We start from the raw sequence: 18,828 nt of genomic DNA, 5'->3' as shown, positions 1-18,828 counted from the left end.
TCTCTACCAAGAGGCTGTTTTATAAATAGATATACATACATGGCAAATGACATAGCAGGAAAAGTGGTGAAGAAAGCTGTGAAGTCAATTTTGGTGTCTCAGCCTGAACCCGCTAATCAAAATTCTCCTTATCATAAATTAGGAGAAAAATATGGGATTAAGATTGATTTCCGTCCTTTTATCGAAGTAAAAGGAGTAACGGCTAAAGAGTTTAGAACTCAGAAGATTAACATTTTAGAGCATACAGCTGTAATTTTTACATCAAGAAATGCAATTGATCATTTCTTTAGATTATGTAAAGAACTTAAGGTAGAAGTACCTGCTGATATGAAATACTTCTGTATTTCTGAACAAACCGCTAATTATTTACAAAAATATATTGTTGTTAGAAAACGTAAGTTGTTTACAGGTTACAAAACAGCAAAAGATATGTTTGATCTCTTTAAGAAATTTAAAGGAGAGAAGTATCTGTTCCCTTGTTCTGATATCAGAAAAGAAGATATTCCAAATTATATGGATGCTAATGGAATAGAAATGAATGAAGCGATTATTTACCGTACTGTTGCTGCAGATCTTTCAGATTTAAGCAATATCTATTACGATATGATTGCGTTCTTCAGTCCTTCAGGTATTAAATCTTTGTTTACTAATTTTGCTGATTTTGAGCAAAAAGAAACAAGAATAGCTGCTTTTGGCCCTACTACGGCTGCCGCTGTTCGTGATGCAGGTTTACATTTAGATGTAGAAGCTCCATTGCCAAATGCTCCGTCTATGACAGGTGCAATTGAATTGTATATTAAAGAAGCGAATGAAGTATAAATACTTTATTAAAAATATTGAACGTCACATATTCATTTATGTGGCGTTTTTTTTTGTCTTTTTTTCATGGAAAGAATCTTAATTTTTTGTTAATTGTATAAGAGGTTGATGATTTAATAAACCGTAAGCAATTCTATTGTAAAACATAAACTATATAATCAGCCTTAGATATCTCAATCAAAATAGGTAGTAAATTTTACCTGACTTTAATATTATGCAGCTAATAAAACCCTTATTTTTAAGTAGCTTATTATTCTTATTTACTCTATCCTTTGGAGTTGCACAGCAAGATCCTCAGTTTACTCAGTATATGTTTTCTAAGCCATTTCATAATCCAGCCGCAGTTGGTATGACATCTGAAAATGCAGAGGCGTCTCTCGTTCATAGAACACAATGGTTAGGTTATGAAGGTACATTTGATGATGATGGAACGTTAAATACTCAGTTCTTCTCATTGTCAGCGCCAATTCAATCTAAACGTTTAGGAGTGGGGTTGCATATAGTAAATGATGATGTAGGGTTATTAAGTAATTTAGAAGCGCAAGTGTCAGTTTCTTATTTTGTACCAGTAAAAAATGGAACACTTTCTTTTGGATTGAGAGGAGGAGTTTATGATAGATCTATAAATACAGATCGTTTACGTTTTGTAAATGATCAAGATCCCTTTTTTAAGTCAGGTGAAGCAATGAACTCTATTGTACCCGATGTATCTGCCGGAATTTACTATCAAAATGAACGTTTATATGCAGGAATTGCTGCTAAGCATTTATTAGAATCAGATTTTGTAGGAGGAATTAATAGTCCTTTTAGTGCTTTAGGAATGTCATTCAATGGTATGTTTGGGATGTCTTTTGATGTAACAAATAACGTGGTACTTCAACCATCTGTATTATTAAAATCTGATTTGAATTCACTTTCTTTTGATTTTACATTATTAGCAAACCTTCAAGAATGGGTTTATGTGGGAGCTGGTGTAAGGGAAATAGAAGCCTTAAGTTTGTTAGCGGGTGTTTATGTTTTAAAGAGCAGAACTTTACATATTGGTTACGCTTTTGATTATACTTTAGAAAATCAATCAGCTAAAGCACCAACAAGTCATGAGATTTTATTGTCATTTAGTTTTAGTGCATTTGGTAGTAAAAAACCATCAGCAATTCGTACTCCTAGATATAGACACGATTAATTAAAAGTGCTTTTTATACTTAACTTTTTATTTTTTTTTAAGTCAAATACGTTTTTGGATTCATTTTTGTTTTGTTTCAAAACGAAATTGAAAGTTAAAGTTTATTAACTATCAATAAAATCAAATAGAAACTTAATTAATCCAACCGGATAAATTTTTTTAATATGAAAAGCTTGTCAATAAAAAGGCTAACGGGAGCGTTAAGCATTTTGGCTGTCTTAACTCAGAGTTGTGGAGGAGGCGGCCTACTAGGAGGCGGAGACGGCTCTGATGGAGGAGAGCTTATCGGCTCTCAAGATCGACCTGAATGGGATGCGCAAGTTGTACCTTATGGTATGACAGCCGTACCTGGTGGAACATTCCACATGGGACAGGCGGATGAAGATATTACCTATTCGATGATCAACATGAATAAGCAAGTTACTATTAGTGGCTTCTTTATGGATGAGACGGAGATTACTAATAATGAATACCGTCAGTTTATCGAAGGAATGGAAGCAGAGTCTGACACTAGTGCAGATTGGACTTTCGAACAAATTCAAGAAGAATTAAGACCAGACACAACAGTTTGGGAAAAAGACTTCTCTTACCATATGGGTGAGCCAATGCAAGATTACTATTATAGCCATCCTGCATTTGATGATTATCCAGTTGTAGGTGTTACTCGTAGAGCAGCAGTGGAATTCTGTGCTTGGAGAACAAGACACTATAATGGTTATAGAACAGAACAAGGTATGGCAGAGATGCCAGCGTTCAGATTACCAACAGAAGCCGAATGGGAATATTCAGCAAGAGGTGGTCTTGATATGGCAAAATATCCATGGGGTGGTCCTTATGTGAGAAATGGTAAAGGTTGTGCTTTAGCTAACTTTAAGCCAGGTAGAGGTAATTATTATGATGATGGTTACTCTTATACTTCTCCAGTAGCGGCATACTTCCCTAACGGATTTGGATTATATGATATGTCTGGAAATGTTGCAGAATGGTGTGATGATGCGTATAACCCATCTGGATACCCAATTGTATGGGATTTAAACCCTACATATACAGATCCAAACGAACCAAAGAAAATCGTAAGAGGAGGATCTTGGAAAGATATTCCTTATTATATTCAAACAGGTACGAGATCTTATGAGTTTGAAACTCAAGCAAGATCTTACATCGGGTTTAGATGTGTGATGATTAACTTAGGTAGATCATCAGGATTCGATTTCTAGATTCCAAAAAAAAAGTCAAGTGAACCAGTTCTTGGAGCACAACATTATCCACAACAATCAATTAGAAAATTTTTAAGCAGACGTAAAATGAGCAATTTACACGAGACGGGAAGAGAAAAGATCTTCAGAGTATATGTTCCTATTTTGACTAACCTTGGTGCATCAGTAGTAATTATTGGAGCCATGTTCAAAATTCTTCACTTACCTAACGGTGGTCCAATTTTGGCAGCAGGTTTGATTACAGAAGCATTATTATTCTTTATTGGTGCATTTGCTCCAGCAGCACCATTTGAAAAGCATTACGATTGGGCTCTTGCTTACCCAGAATTATTAAGTGAAGATGCTGTTAAAGCTCCTTCAAAGAAGGCTAAAGCAGATCCTAAGAAAGATATTGCAGCTTTAGGTGCAATGGATAAAATGTTAGCAGACGCTAAACTTACTCCAGAAGTATTCAAGAACTTTGGTTCTGGAATGGAGAATTTAAATAAATCAGTAGGTCAGATGAAAAGTGTTGCAAGTGTTGCAGGTGCTTCTGACGAATACTCTCGTAGTTTACAAGTAGCAACTAAGTCAATGGGTGATTTAAATAAATCATTTGCAACTACTGTTACTGCTATGAAAACAATGGAAGGTACAGCTGCAGATTCTAAAGCTCACCAACAACAAGTTCAAGCAATTACAAAGAACTTAGGTGCTTTAAATGCTGTTTATGAAATGGAATTAAAAGATGCTAATAACCATCTTAAGACAATTAATAAATTCCATGGTAATTTAGCTACTGCAGTTCAAAGTATGGATGAAGCAAGTAAAGAAGCTTCTAAATTCAAAACGCAAATGTCTACATTGACAACTAATTTAACTCAGTTGAACAATGTTTATGGTAAAATGCTAACTGCGATGAAAGGCTAATTAGTCTTTTATTAGATGATCATTTGTATAACAATCAACAAAGGAAAAACTAATGGCAGGAGGAGCAAAAGAAACCCCAAGACAACGGATGATTGGTCTAATGTACCTAGTACTTATGGCCATGTTAGCGTTGAATGTAAGTAATACAGTTTTAGATAAGTTTACTTTTATTGAGCAATCATTAGAAAACTCTAATCATATTACTTCTCAAGAAAACGACAGACAACTTCATGCAATTGAAGGTGCTGTTGCAAAAAAGACTAATGAAATTACAAAAGCAGTACTTTCTGATGCTCAAGCATTAAGAATGGAAACAAGTAAAGTAATTTCATATATTGATGACTTAAAAGAAGAAGTTACAAAAGCAACTGGAGGTACAGAAAATGGCCAGTTGAAAGGAAAGAGTGATACTCAAATTCCAGCTGAAATCTTAATTGGTCAAGAGTCTAAGAAAAATGGTAAAGCATATGAATTAGAAAAGAAATTAAATGCTTTAGCAAAACACTTTGATGAGGTAGCTATTAAATATGATACTTCAAAAACTTGGAAACCTATCGGAAAATTAGCACGTCCTGCAAAGGAAATGGCTCAATATAAAAATGATAAGGATAACAAGAATAAAGATTTTGCTTATATCCAGTTTGAAGATACTCCAGCAGCTGCTGTTATGGCAATTTTAAGTGAGATGTCTTCAGAAGTTTTACAAAATGAAACTAAAGTATTAAAAGTACTTAATGACCGTGTAGGTGGTAGAGTAGTTTTTGATAAAGTAGTTGCAGTTGTAAAGCCTACATCAAAATATGTAGCTGCAGGTTTAGATTATGAAGCAACAATGTTTATTGCTGCATCTTCTTCTGCTGCTAAGCCAAGAATGAAATATAATGGTTCTTCTATCAAAGTAGTTGATGGTATCGGTGAGGTTAAATTCCCTGCTAAACCAGCAAAATACGATAAGAATGGTCGTTCAAATCAAACTTGGAAAGGTGAAATTACTTATACAACTCCTTTTGGTGATACAACATTGATTGTTGAAGAAGAGTTTGTAGTAGTTAAGCCATCTATTGAAGTAAATTCTGCTACAGTAAATGCTTTATATAGAAATGTTGCTAACAGATTAGTTGTAGATGTTCCTGCTTTAGGAGAAGCATATAACCCAAGATTCTCTGGGACTAATGCAAAAGTTCTTTCTAAAGGTAAAGAAGCTACAATTATCCCTAAGCCAACAGCTAAATCAGTAGTTCTTACTGTTTCTAGTGGAGGTAATAAAATTGGAACAAAGACTTTTAAAACAAGAGGTGTTCCAAAACCAACAATTGCATTCCCTGGAGTAGATTTAAAGAAAGGTATCAGTACAAAAACTAGTAAGTTAAGAGTACGTCCTGTAGCTGATGAAGAATTTAAAGCGGCATTACCAGACGAAGCTAACTATAGAGTAGTAGAGTGGGAAGTAACAGTAGCATTTGGTACAAAACCTTTAGCTGGTCCAGTTAAAATTACTGGTGGTAAGCAAGATTTTGATATCGGACAGTTATTAAAGAAAGCACCTAAAGGTACACCTGGTGTACGTGTAGTTGTTGATGTGAAGAAAGTGGTTCGTAAGAACTCACAAGGACAAACTGAAAGAGTATCAGGTGTTGGTGGCATCACTACCATTTCAGTTAATTAAAGATTCAAGATTATGAGAAATCTAAGAGGATTACTTTTACTAGCATTTGTAAGCTTTGCTAGTATGGCATATGCACAGGAAATAGATGAAAGCGAATGGAATAAGCATTCGGTTCGACCTGTTCGTAATGCAGATATTATGTTTAAGAGAACTGTATGGTACAGAGTAAATCTTACTGATAAAATGAATCAACCATTTTTTGCGAAAAACCGTTGGTTACCAAAATTAATGATTGATGCAGTAAAGAGTAGTTTACTTAGACCATATGAAAATGACTCTTTAAAGAAACGTCTAACTATTGATGAATTTAAAGAACGCATCAAAAAACCTAATTTAGGCGGAGACTCAGGCGGCGGTGACGACTGGGGCGGCGGCGACGATTGGGGCGGCGGCGGCGGCTGGGGAGACTCAGGCGGTGGCGATGGCTGGGGTGGAGACTCTGGCGCAACTGGCGGAGCTGTTGCAGCATCATCTGATGAATTATATCCTGAGGATATCTATTTGATGGATGTTAAAGTTGACATCTTATTTGACCGTAGAAGAGGTAAGTGGTTACATGATATTCAAGTAATTTCATTAGTACTACCTGCGGAAAATAATGGAGGTACTTTAGAAAGAGCTGTTGCATCTTTCAGTTATAAAGAAGTTGTTGAAAACCTATTCAAAGAAAACAGAGATGCTCTTTGGTACAATGACAGAAACTTAGCTGAAAGTAAAAACTTGTCAGATGCATTTGATCTTCTTTTATTCCAAGGTAAAATCACTAAGTATACAAATACACAAGATAAAGATATTGCTTTATTGTATGGTGATGCTAAAGGAGATATTGCCTTAATGAAAGGTTTAGAATACAAATATGATTTAGTTGAATACGAATCAGACTTATGGTCTAACTAGTATTTATCATAAATATTAAAAAAAGCAGTTTCAATCTTTTTGAAACTGCTTTTTTTGTTTCAAATTAATATTGAAATAAAAAAAGGTTTCATTTCGTGAGAAATGAAACCTTTTATATAAAAAATTCTAATGAGAATTAATTATTTACCTGTTGAAACACGGTGGAAAGATTTAACTTCTAAACCAGGTTTAACGCTTCCTACGTAAGCTTTAACAGTTTGGCTAGATTCTTTCACGTATTCTTGGTTAAGAAGAGTATTCTCTTTTAAGAATTTCTTCACATAACCTTCAGCAATACGCTCTAAGATATGTTCCGGCTTACCTTCTTGGCGAGCACGCTCCATTCCGATTTCTTTTTCTTTTTCTACTAAAGTAGTGTCAACATCTGCTTCAGATAAAGCGATTGGACGCATTGCAGCAACTTGCATTCCTACATTTCTTCCAGCTTCAAGAACAGCTTCGTCTGCAGCTTCAGAAAGTTCAACAAGTACAGCAATAGCACTACCATGCTTATAAGCAGCAACAGCAGCACCAGATACGTTAGCGTATCCGCTGATTTCCATTTTCTCTCCCATTTTAGCAGTTAATGCAGTTACTGCATCTGTTGCAGGAGCTCCATCAATTTCTAAAGCAAGAACTTCTTCAGCTGTTTGAGCATCGGCAGCAACAGCAGCTTCAAGTAATTTTTTACCTAGAGCAGAGAATTCCTCATTTACTGAAACTGGTTCAGTTTCACAAGCGAATGCTAAAGCAACAGATTTACTGTTGTCATCATTTGAATAAACAAATACTTGACCTTCAGTAGTTTCTCTGTCAGCTCTCTTTGCAGCTAATTTTTGTCCTTTTTTACGAAGGATTTCAACTGCTTTGTCGATATCGCCTTCAGCTTCTTGGAGTGCTTTTTTGCAGTCCATCATACCCGCACCAGTAATAGTACGTAGCTCTTTAACGTCTTTTGCTGTGATAGCCATCTCTCTAAAAGATTTAAAAGATAGGTTGAAAAAGGGTAGAAAATTCTACCGAAAATTTATACAAACGAACCCGCAAGGTACAGCAGTACAGTGCGGGCTCGATTAAAAACTCATCAATAAGTTAAAACTTATTTAGAAGCTTTTTGATTAGCAGCTTTTCTTATAGATAAACCACCTTTCACTTTAGCTTTTAATTCAGCCATCTCTGTACGGATAGCCTCAAGAGCTGCAGTGTCGCGCTCAGCTTTCTTCTGTTTGAAGATGTCGCCTTGCTTCACTCTTAAATCGTGAAGTTTAGCTTCAAGCTCTTTGATATCTTTAATATCCATTTTATTCAAATTTTAAAGGTAAACGAGGAAGAATTACTCTTTAGTTGCTTCGTCAGCCGCTTTTTTCTCTGCTACAGCAGCAGCACTAGCAGCTTCGTCACGCTCTTTCTTACGCTCGCCAATTCCTTCTTCGATTGCAGAACCAACAGCACCCATAATAGCACTTACTGATTTGAATGCATCGTCGTTAGCAGGGATAACGAAATCAACACCCTCAGGGTTAGAGTTCGTATCAACCATTGCATAAACAGGAATACCTAATTTTTGAGCTTCTTTAACAGCGATAGACTCACGCTTAACATCTACGATGAAAAGTGCAGCTGGAAGACGAGTTTGGTCAGCAATACCACCCAAAACTCTTTCCAATTTCTCACGCTCACGTTGCATCATAAGACGCTCACGCTTTGCAAGAGAATTGTACTCATCGCTCTTCATAAGCTTGTCAATAGATGACATTTTTTTCAATGACTTACGTACAGTTTGGAAGTTAGTAAGCATACCACCTAACCAACGCTCAGTAACGAAAGGCATTTTTAAACGTGCAGCCTCTTGTGCAACGATGTCTTTTGCTTGCTTTTTAGTAGCAACAAACATCACTTTACGACCAGACTTCACAATATTTTTTAAAGCACCTTGTGCTTGCTCTAAAGCTGTCTTTGTTTTGTTCAGGTCAATGATGTGGATACCATTGCGCTCCATGAAAATGTAAGGAGCCATTTTAGGATTCCACTTTCTGGTCAAGTGACCAAAGTGAACACCTGCGTCAAGCAGTTCTTTGTATTCTAAATTTTTCATTGTTTCTAACAAGTAGATTGTTTTGAAAAACGTATTTACGTAGTGCGGCAGATAGTCTTGAATAAGACCATCCAAAGCCGGCACATATGCAAAATCCGCTGATTAACGTTTTGAGAATTGGAATTTTCTTCTCGCTTTTCTACGACCTGGTTTCTTTCTTTCCACCATACGAGGGTCACGAGTTAAGAAACCTTCCGGTTTCAATGTCAATCTGTGTTCTGCGTTGATTTCGCAAAGCGCTTTAGAGATCGCTAAACGAACAGCCTCAGCTTGTCCGTTAATACCACCACCTTGAACGTTTACGTCAATATCGTACTTGCCAGACTCATTAGTCAATTCTAATGGTTGTTGCACTTTGATTTGCAAAACCTCAGATGGGAAATAATCCGCAAACTCACGTTTGTTGACAGTAATCTTTCCTTCACCTTGAGACAGGTAAATTCTTGCTACAGAAGTTTTTCTTCTGCCTGAAGTGTTAATTACTTCCATCACTTAATTTTATTAAAGTTCAATTTTTTTAGGTTGTTGAGCTTCGTGTTTGTGCTCGCCACCTGCATATACATACAAGTTACGGTATAAGTCACGACCCAAACGTCCTTTCGGCAACATGCCTTTAACTGCATTCTCTACTAAGCGAGTAGGAAATTTTGCTTTCATTTCTGTTGCAGTTCTTGATTTTAAACCACCTGGGTATCCTGAGTAGCGTAAGTAAACTTTCGCGTCCCATTTTTTACCAGTAAGGTTCACTTTTTCTGCGTTGATAACAACTACGTTATCTCCACAGTCAACATTAGGAGTAAAGCTTGGCTTCTTTTTGCCACGTAAGTACATAGCAATTTCAGTAGCCAAACGACCCAATGTTTTACCTTCTGCGTCGATCAAAACCCACTCTTTTTGAGCAGTAACTTTGTTCACCGTTGCAGTTTTGTAACTGAGTGTATCCACTGTGATTCTTCGTTTTAGAAAAATTATAACTAGAAGCACTTACACAACTGAAAAACAGTTGTTTGCAAACACTTCGACCTGAACACGCATTACGGGTTAACGTAAGCGACGGGCAAAGGTAGAATATTATTTTATGATTACCAACACTTTAGCAATCATATATCTCTAAACAAATCCAAAGTTGGTGTTAAAATTAAAGCACTCATTATTGAAAATGAGTGCTTTAATTTTATTATACTACTATTTGAAGTGGTTTTTATTGAATTGAAACCGTTTTACTCCAAGTTCCAAATCTTTTGCTACTTGAGCATTTAATATTTTGATTAGGATAGTAAAAATTATAATAAATACTAAAATAAAATTTATCTAAAATAGTTGGAGGAGTATTTTGGTCTCCATCATTCACCTCTGCAGTAACAGTATATGTTACATCGAAAGTATATTGATAATAGCCATTATTATCTTTAGTGTAGGACTGATTTGTAATGGTGAATCCTTGTTTTTGTGAGTGGGGTAATGCTATTAAATTATTATCCTTAACAGTTTGTACATTTCCTTCTTCAACAGATGTTGAAAAATTAATATCATTAAATGGGATTTTAGATTTTAATAATCCTGATACATTAAAAGTTGATAAGTCTTGGGCAGCTAAAGGAACATCACTACTGTCAAACTCAATTAAATATGGATTGTCTATAACTTTAATTTTTTGAATTATATCAGAATTTTCACCTTTATCTGTATAAGCCGTAAATCGAATTTCTGTATCTCCTTTTTCATATGGAGTTACAGCTTTATAGGCATAAGTATATTGATTTTCATATACTGAATTTGGATCAGATGATAGCTTTTCCCCACAGTCATTATAACTCGTAAAAGAACTTATAGGCTCATCACTAGTAGTAGTTGCTTTTACATTAAGATTGATAGTATCTAATGGATAGACTTCTAAAACTTCTTGTTGGTTCTCAATCTCAATTGTTGGATCACTATGTGTATTAATATTATCATCTCCAGAACTACAAGAGATAACCATATAACTTACAAATAGAAGTGTTAATAAGCGAATTTTCATGATTTAGGTTATTTTTGAATGTGAGATAAAAAGAGTCTTAATTCAAAATATAAAAAAAAGGACATATTTCTATTGAAATATGTCCTTTTTCAGTAATTAAATAAAAATTACCAAGTAAATAGAGGGAACTGACGCATCCACTCATTTATCTCAGATTTTACTTTATTAATTTCTTCTTCGTTTTCATGATTCATTAATACTCTATCAATGAAATCAACGATTTTACCCATATCACTTTCTTTCAAACCACGAGTTGTAACCGCAGCTGTACCAACACGCATACCTGAAGTAACAAATGGAGATTTGTCATCAAAAGGAACCATGTTCTTATTGATCGTAATATCAGCTTTTATTAATGTATTTTCAGCGATCTTACCAGTTAAACCTTTCGAACGTAAATCGATTAGCATTAAATGGTTATCAGTACCGCCAGAAATGATATCATAACCTTTAGCGATAAAGTGTTTTGCCATTTCTTGAGCATTTGCTTGAACTTGAGTTACATACTCACCATATTCTGGAGATAATGCTTCACCAAAAGCAATTGCTTTAGCAGCAATAACGTGCTCTAACGGACCACCTTGAGTACCTGGGAATACACCTGAATCTAATAAAGAAGACATCATACGAGTTTTTCCTTTAGGTGTTTTTAAACCCCAAGGATTTTCGAAATCTTCTCCCATCATAATAATACCTCCTCTAGGCCCACGTAAAGTTTTGTGAGTAGTAGAAGTTACGATATGACAGTATTTGATAGGATCATCAAGTTTACCTTTTGCAATTAATCCTGAAGGATGAGAAATATCGGCTAATAAAAGAGCACCAATTTCGTCAGCTACTTCACGTAATTTCTTGTAATTCCACTCACGAGAGTAAGCAGAAGCACCAGCAATAATTAATTGAGGCTTTTCTTTACGAGCAGTTTCAACAACTTTATCCCAATCGATAAGACCTGTTTCTTGTTCTACTCCATAAAAAGAAGGTTTGTAAAGTTTTCCTGAGAAGTTTACAGGAGAACCGTGAGTTAAATGACCACCGTGAGATAAGTCAAACCCTAAAATTTTATCACCTGGTTTTAATACTGCTAACATTACTGCAGCATTTGCTTGTGCACCAGAGTGAGGTTGAACGTTAGCCCAAGCTGCACCAAACAATTCTTTTAGACGGTCGATAGCAAGGTTTTCTACCTCATCTACTACTTCACAACCACCATAATAACGCTTGCCAGGTAAGCCTTCTGCGTATTTGTTTGTTAATACACTTCCCATAGCTTCCATAACCTGCTCAGATGCAAAATTTTCTGAAGCGATTAATTCAATACCAGAAAGTTGTCTTTCTTTTTCGCGATCTATAAGATCAAAGATGATTTCATCTCTTTTCATGGCTAAAAAAGTGGTTTTGTTTGTTTAATAGTTGAATTTGTTCCTATTGAAAAATAGGAGGTTGTACCTTTTAGACGCGCTAAACTACTAAATTTCAATGTGTCATTAAGAGATTTAGCAAAAAAAGATCAATTTAATAATATTATTTTTTGATTTAGGTCCTTTTTACTAGTAAAATCATAATAATTACTCCTTAAAAACAGAAAAATCATCAAATAGACCTGTTGAGGCTTTTTGATGATTTTTAATTCATTCTGATAATGTTATACCAAAATTTAATCGTACAAATGGCTAATTTTTACAAGGCCATCTGGATTAATAATTTTAATACTTCTTTTATTAATCTCAATTAATTTCTCGTGTTTAAATTCAGAGATGATACGTATAGCTGTTTCTTTAACTGTACCTACCAATCCTGCTAAATCTTCACGTGTAAGAGTGATCTGTTCTTTGTCTTCAAAGGCTTTATCTAAGAGTAATAATGCCTCAGCAATTCGTCCGCGCACAGGTTTGTAAGCTATGTCAGTCAGTTTTGATTCTGCACTGTCAATAACTTCACATAACAAATGGACGATTTGTTGGTAAAACTCTACATTTTCATGGAGAAGCTCCATAAAAATAGCTTTTGGAATAAGACAAATTGATGAGTCTTCAATTGCAATAGCAGATGCTCTATAGCGTCCGCCTTTGATAAGAGACTTGTAGCCTACAAAATCACCTGGTTTGGCAATTCGTAAAATCTGTTCTTTCCCGTTACTGCCGAGCTTAGTAACTTTAACTAAACCTTCGCTAATACAAAACACTCCAGTAGGCATCGATTCTTCTTGAAAAATCGGTTGTCCTTTTTTAAAGTAGTGACATGTATGCGGCTGAAGTTTATCAAGTTGTTCAGCAGTAAGACAAGAAAATAAAGATTGGCTTCCCTTAGCTTTTAAAGCACAAGAGGGTTGTACCAATTTCATCTTTTTAGTGTGTAAGTGGATAATTCTGATAAAAGCGATCTAAAAGTACTATCAAAATCACAGATTTACTAAAAAAAATGATATTAGTTACTTTTTTACATAAAAAAACACAGCCGAGTGCAATAAATGCTCCCGACTGTGCGCTTTTATCAGAATTATCCATTGCAAATGTAAATGTTGTTTATCAACTTGTGTATGACATAAGTTGTCATCAATAATGAGAGAAGTCATTATTGATGTCTTTTTTAGCAAACGATTCATAATTTCTCTAACTATTATGTACAAATTTCTACTGAGTAGTATAATACTATACTGCTTATCTTTTTTTACGATTCCGCTATTTTCTCAAAGTATTATTTATCAAGATTTTTTAAATCCCTCTAATTTGTTGGGTAAATCTACATCTACAGGAAGCATTCCAGATGGATGGTTTATTCAATCTGATTATGGCTATTTTCAATTAAATAGTACTTCAGGAACAGGGTTACGTACTGTTTATGCTATTTCTCCAGAAAATATTTCAAAAAATGATTACCCTGATACATTAGTATGGGAGTTCAGTTTTCAGCATAATTTTTCTATTTCAACAAGCTTACAGAAAACTAATTATTCTTCATTTATTTTGATGAGTGATTCTTTAAACTATTTAAATGGAGATTATCTGTCAATAAAAGTGGCAGATCAAGTTTATTTTTTATCAAATGATAGCTTAGTTATTAAAGTACCTATAGAAGAAACAATTTCTGGGTGGAATCATTTAAAAATTATTTTTGATGGAAATGCTGAATGGAGTGTGATTACTGATTTTACTGATTCTATTTCAATTACTCATCAACCCAATTTTGAAACATTTTTTACTGGATTTTCTTCTCACTTTACATCAGCTTCTAGAGGAAAACATTTTTTATATGATAATTTCTATTTAGATCATTTTGCGAAAGCAATAGATTATGCAGTGCCTATTCTCGAAAAAGTATCCTTCTCAGGAGATTCGATTATTCAATTTATTTTTAATGAAAAGTTAGATAGTAATTGTTTTCCAGATCTTTTTATTGATGGAATTAATAGAACTACTTATTTAAATGAGGACACACTTTTTTGTTTATATCCAAGCAGTTTAGAAATTGATAAAAATTATAATTTTACTATTGATAATCTCTGTGATTTATCTGGAAATAGTACTTCCATTACTTCTAATTTTATTTTTGAGGATACTACACCTCCTTTTATTCTTTCTGCAACTCCTGTCAATGCTTATTCATGTTGGGTTGATTTTTCAGAAGAAATCAACAATTTAGCTACTGATGACATTTCTATAAAGTGGAAAGAAGAAGAAATATTTATAGATAGTTATTCGTTTATTGATGCTGATTCTACTAGGATTTTTATTGTGTTTTCAACTTCATTACCAGCAAATGAAAATATAGAATTAAGAATAAAAGACTTATCAGATCATAAAAATAATTCAATTAACTCTTCTTTTACTTTTGAATATGATACACGTGCTCCTAGATTGTTATCATTTAGTATTAATACCTCAAACAGAATTACTTTAAATTTTAACGACGATTTAGATAAACTAGAAGCTACAGATAATTTTAATTACACATTGATTAATGAAGAAATACATCCATCTCAAATTATTTATAATGATAGTTCAGTATTTCTACTTTTTGATGGTGTATCATTTTCAGAAGGAGATACATACGGTCTATCCATCAGAAATTTGCAAGATAATGCAGGAAATATACTTAAGAAGAAAAATATATATTTTCAATACGATACAATTCCTCCTGTATTAACAGATATACGTTATTATTTTGATAGTCTCTTTCTTCAGTTTTCAGAACCTATTCTTCAAAATCTATCTATTGAAATAAATGAAAGAGTAATTGATTATAAAAAAAATAGCTGTCCAAGTGATATTTTATACCTTAATATTGGTGTGTTGGATTCTGCTCATCAACTAAAAATAGTTCATTTAGAAGATGAACATGGTAATGTTACCAATAGTATTTCTCAGACAATTAAAAAGGAGCAGGCAATTGTAGATATTTATGCCTACTCTAGAAATGAAATTATTATCACATTTACAGATACATCTGCTCTAGAAAATATTAATCTTAAACCTATTGGTTTTAGTATTGATAAGGTAACTAAATATAAAAATAGACTTTTTATATCTAGTGATATAGCTTTAAAAAGTGGAAAAGAATACTTAATAGAGATTGATAAATCGATTTATAAAATAGCTTATCAAGAAGTTAATACGAATATTAATACTACACCATATTCATCAACGCTAACATTTGAAGAAAATATTAATACTACACCACTTTCTATAATTTGTGATGACTTACAAGTGAAAAGCTATAAAATAAAAGAAAATATACTCTATATATTTTATCAAAATCCATTGATTGAAAATCACATTTATAATGTGTCTATTAATGGACTTGAAACTTGTAAAGGTAAAAAACTAGCTCTTTTAGAAACTCAATTTGTTATAGATAATGAACTACCTATTTTCTCTAGTTGTCAATTTAATTTTTCAAATTCATTATTAATAGAATGCTCTGAAAAATTAGTTGAAGAAGATGTTTTACAATTTAAAAGATACCAACTTAAAGATTATAATTTAAGTGATATTTCTTATTTAGGTAACCAAATTTTATTGGTTTTTGATAAGGATTTTAAACCTAATATTACACTTAATTTAGAAGTGAAAAATGGGTTAAGAGATCTTTCAGGAAATAAGAGTGAAACTACAATTTTTGAGTTACAAACTCCAAGAGAAATTACTGTAAATGATATTGTAATAAATGAGCTACTAATAGACCCTTCTCCATCTGTAGGATTACCAAATTCTGAAGCAATAGAATTATTGAATTTGACTGATGATACCTTATCATTAATGCAGTTTAAAATTCTAATTAATAATGATACTTTTAGATTAATTAATAGAGCATTATTACCAAATGAATATGTAGTTCTTGTTGATACTAAAAGTATTGATTTATGGTCTGAATATGATGATATAGTAGGAGTAGAGAACCTTAGTATTTTAAGAAATGATAGAGATACATTACAACTTATTTCTTTAGATAATACTTCAATATTAGATGAAGTTTATTATTCAAAAAAATCATATAAGAATAATACTAAAGCAGAAGGCGGTTATACTTTAGAGAGGATTGATCCATTGTTTAATTGTGCCAATGAAATAAATTGGAAAGTTACTAACAGTTCACTTGGAGGAACACTTGGAATGAAAAATTCTGTATTTGCACAATTAGAAGATAATCAGCCTCCATATATTGCAAACATAAAAGTTATCAACAATGTTAGTATCCAGATTCAATTTAATGAACCAATTTTCTTAGATTCTTTGATTAGTACAATATCGTGTTCTATAAATAATGTTGATAACTCTGTTAGTAACTCATATTTTGTGAATAACTCAATACTTAATCTTACTCTTAATGAGAAAATTCCTCCTGGAATGTTAGTAAAAGTAACTGTTGATAACTTCTATGATTGTTTCAATAATATCCAATTTTCAGATACTGATACGTTTTTTGTATCACCAAAAGTGAACTATCAACAGTTGTTGATAACTGAGTTGATGACTAATCATTCATTTATTAATGGTTTACCTAGTTCTGAATACATAGAACTATACAATAACAGCGATTTATACCTATATATTAATGATTGTGTAATGTTATTGAATGGTGTTAAAATAAGCTTACCAATTTATAGTATTAAACCAAGAGAATACCTAATACTAACACCTTTTGAACATGTTGATAACTTTCTAAAAAAAGGTATAAATGCGATTGGTATAAAACCTTGGAAAAATTTGAACAATACGGAAGGAGAGATACAACTTTTCAATAAAGAGAATGAAGAAATTCAAAGAATAAATTATACCCCTTTTTATTATCAAAATAGGAAAAAATCAAAAGGAGGTTGGTCATTAGAAATGATTGATTTTCAAAGTTCATGTGTTGGAATAAGGAATTGGAAAGCATCCGAAGATAGTAGAGGTGGTACACCAGCAGAGGCTAATTCTGTAACAGGTTTTTTAGAAGATTATAAAGCTCCAGAATTATTAGAAACTTTTGCTATAAATGATACTGTTTATTTAGAATTTGATGAGGAAGTATCCACTCTATTATCACAGAATATTATTGTAAAATATAACGATGATATTATTCCCTTAAATCAGTTACAATGGTTAGAAGAAAAGGTGTTTTTTGTTGATAAAAAAAAGGTGAATTCAGAGGTAGAAATTAGTGTAGAAAATATCTCAGATTGTCTATCAAATATTAATTTAAAACCTCAGCAAAAGCAATTGATTAAATCACCTGAAAACGTTCAATTATATTTATCTGAATTACTTTTTGATCCATCTATTCTTAATGAAGATTTTGTAGAAATTTATAATGCTTCGAGTGGTTATATCAATTTGAAAAATTATAAAATTGGAAATATAAATAATGAGGGTGTCTCTGATTTTAAAAAGTTATCCACAAAATCGTTGTTTATGCCTCCAAAAACATGGTATGTGTTTACAAATAATGTTGATAAGTTATTGAATTTTTATCCTTCAGCTCTAAGTACCCATGTTTTTGAGTTAACCTTACCAAGTTATCCAAATAAAGAAGGAGGATTAATATTGACCGATCATCATAATAAAATTTTGGAGCAGTTTTATTATAACGATAATATGCATCAGAAGTATTTAAAAAATAGTGAAGATGTTTCTTTAGAAAGGATTGATTATAAAAAGGAAGTGAGTTTACAAGATAATTGGACGTCTGCTATTGAAAGTGTTGGTTTTGCTACACCCACCAAAATAAATTCTAGAAATAATAAAGGAACAGCTTTTATGAATGATTTTGGTGGTTTAACAGTAAATACAACCTTGATTACCGCAAATGGCGATGGAACAGATGACTTTCTATTAATTGAGAATAATAATGAATTTCCTTTAAGAATATTTAGACTAGAAGTATATAATGTTAGAGGGCATTTAATATCATCGCTCAGAACAAATTTTGAAATAGGGAATGGAGATGTAATTAGATGGGATGGTAAAACAGCTTCAGGAGAACAAGTCTATGGTAAATTTCTGTTACTATTACTTGCTGAAAATAGGCAACATAGAATAGAAAAATTTACAAAAGTAATAAGCGTAGCTACTTGGAATTGACTTATTTAGGTGTTTTTTCTCTAATATTCAGAGATGTTATAGAATAAGATGCTAGTATTATTGTGTAGTATTATACAAAGTATTACTTTTGCATTTCGATTTGGGATTACAGAATTAAGTAAAAAAATATTATAAGATGAAAAAAGATCTTCATCCTGAGTTCAGACCAGTGGTATTCCACGATCTGACTAGTAACGAGAAGTTCCTTATTGGTTCTACTGTTAAAACACAAGACACTATTGAATTTGAAGGAGCAACTTATCCTTTATTCAAAGTCGAGATTTCTTCTGCATCTCACCCGTTCTATACTGGTAAGAAAGCTGCTATTTCAGCTGCAGGTAGAGTTGATCGTTTCAACAAAAAATACGGAAAGAAAGCATAAGTATTTGCTTTATTCTCAGAAGCCACGATTTCTTTATGAAGTCGTGGTTTTTTTTTGCTTAAAAATTACCTCTATTAT

Annotated in this window: 16 protein-coding genes; 8 read left to right on the top strand and 8 right to left on the bottom strand. The window is 32.9% G+C overall.

The annotated features are described in order from the left end of the window. Positions 1-39: 39 nt before the first annotated feature. The 6 genes from KM029_RS12065 to KM029_RS12040 all read left to right on the top strand — a co-directional run bounded on the left by KM029_RS12065 (position 40) and on the right by KM029_RS12040 (position 6,691). Entirely contained in the window at positions 40-819 is a 780-nt protein-coding gene (locus KM029_RS12065; RefSeq protein WP_144073526.1) for a uroporphyrinogen-III synthase, read from the top strand. A gap of 214 nt (positions 820-1,033) precedes the next feature. Continuing rightward, positions 1,034-2,002, top strand: coding sequence for a PorP/SprF family type IX secretion system membrane protein (locus KM029_RS12060; RefSeq protein ID WP_144073525.1), 969 nt, complete (start codon positions 1,034-1,036; stop codon positions 2,000-2,002). Between the two features lie 164 nt (positions 2,003-2,166). Then, positions 2,167-3,219, top strand: a complete 1,053-nt coding sequence (porK, locus tag KM029_RS12055; protein WP_144073524.1) for a T9SS ring complex lipoprotein PorK/GldK — start codon at positions 2,167-2,169, stop codon at positions 3,217-3,219. An 87-nt stretch (positions 3,220-3,306) separates the two neighbouring features. Continuing rightward, the gene (gene porL / locus KM029_RS12050; RefSeq protein ID WP_144073523.1) at positions 3,307-4,128 is read left to right on the top strand and encodes a type IX secretion system motor protein PorL/GldL; all 822 of its coding nucleotides are present in this window, start codon (positions 3,307-3,309) and stop codon (positions 4,126-4,128) included. 52 nt (positions 4,129-4,180) lie between these two features. Then, complete coding sequence (gene porM / locus KM029_RS12045; RefSeq protein WP_144073522.1) at positions 4,181-5,794, top strand: type IX secretion system motor protein PorM/GldM; 1,614 nt, start codon at positions 4,181-4,183, stop codon at positions 5,792-5,794. A 12-nt stretch (positions 5,795-5,806) separates the two neighbouring features. Next, positions 5,807-6,691: a gliding motility protein GldN gene (locus KM029_RS12040; RefSeq protein ID WP_158631042.1), complete on the top strand. Its 885-nt coding sequence runs from the start codon at positions 5,807-5,809 to the stop codon at positions 6,689-6,691. Between the two features lie 140 nt (positions 6,692-6,831). Here KM029_RS12040 and tsf read toward each other — a convergent pair whose 3' ends face one another. From tsf to KM029_RS12000, 8 genes are all read right to left on the bottom strand, one after another. Beyond that, positions 6,832-7,662 carry a translation elongation factor Ts gene (gene tsf / locus KM029_RS12035; protein WP_144073521.1) on the bottom strand — a complete coding sequence of 277 codons (831 nt, stop codon included), beginning with the start codon at positions 7,660-7,662 and terminating at the stop codon, positions 6,832-6,834. A 128-nt stretch (positions 7,663-7,790) separates the two neighbouring features. Continuing rightward, positions 7,791-7,991 (bottom strand): hypothetical protein, encoded by a 201-nt coding sequence (locus tag KM029_RS12030; RefSeq protein ID WP_126617785.1) that lies wholly within the window; start codon positions 7,989-7,991, stop codon positions 7,791-7,793. Positions 7,992-8,024: 33 nt separating this feature from the next. Next, positions 8,025-8,786, bottom strand: a complete 762-nt coding sequence (gene rpsB / locus KM029_RS12025; RefSeq protein WP_144073520.1) for a 30S ribosomal protein S2 — start codon at positions 8,784-8,786, stop codon at positions 8,025-8,027. A 102-nt stretch (positions 8,787-8,888) separates the two neighbouring features. Beyond that, positions 8,889-9,275, bottom strand: coding sequence for a 30S ribosomal protein S9 (rpsI, locus tag KM029_RS12020; protein ID WP_126617789.1), 387 nt, complete (start codon positions 9,273-9,275; stop codon positions 8,889-8,891). A 12-nt stretch (positions 9,276-9,287) separates the two neighbouring features. After that, complete coding sequence (gene rplM / locus KM029_RS12015; protein WP_144073519.1) at positions 9,288-9,731, bottom strand: 50S ribosomal protein L13; 444 nt, start codon at positions 9,729-9,731, stop codon at positions 9,288-9,290. A gap of 256 nt (positions 9,732-9,987) precedes the next feature. Further along, positions 9,988-10,806 carry a hypothetical protein gene (locus KM029_RS12010; RefSeq protein WP_144073518.1) on the bottom strand — a complete coding sequence of 273 codons (819 nt, stop codon included), beginning with the start codon at positions 10,804-10,806 and terminating at the stop codon, positions 9,988-9,990. 107 nt (positions 10,807-10,913) lie between these two features. Beyond that, complete coding sequence (locus tag KM029_RS12005) at positions 10,914-12,188, bottom strand: serine hydroxymethyltransferase (RefSeq protein ID WP_144073517.1); 1,275 nt, start codon at positions 12,186-12,188, stop codon at positions 10,914-10,916. Between the two features lie 275 nt (positions 12,189-12,463). After that, a complete protein-coding gene (locus tag KM029_RS12000) occupies positions 12,464-13,150 on the bottom strand; it encodes a Crp/Fnr family transcriptional regulator (protein WP_144073516.1) in 687 nt (228 codons plus the stop codon). A 388-nt stretch (positions 13,151-13,538) separates the two neighbouring features. Here KM029_RS12000 and KM029_RS11995 point away from each other — a divergent pair, with 388 nt between their 5' ends. Beyond that, the gene (locus KM029_RS11995; RefSeq protein WP_144073515.1) at positions 13,539-18,368 is read left to right on the top strand and encodes a lamin tail domain-containing protein; all 4,830 of its coding nucleotides are present in this window, start codon (positions 13,539-13,541) and stop codon (positions 18,366-18,368) included. Positions 18,369-18,504: 136 nt separating this feature from the next. Continuing rightward, positions 18,505-18,750: a type B 50S ribosomal protein L31 gene (locus KM029_RS11990; protein ID WP_144073514.1), complete on the top strand. Its 246-nt coding sequence runs from the start codon at positions 18,505-18,507 to the stop codon at positions 18,748-18,750. Positions 18,751-18,828: the final 78 nt, after the last annotated feature.

This window comes from Flammeovirga kamogawensis (genome assembly GCF_018736065.1).
Taxonomy (GTDB): Bacteria; Bacteroidota; Bacteroidia; order Cytophagales; family Flammeovirgaceae; genus Flammeovirga; species Flammeovirga kamogawensis.
This window is presented reverse-complemented; position numbering and strand designations above follow the sequence as displayed.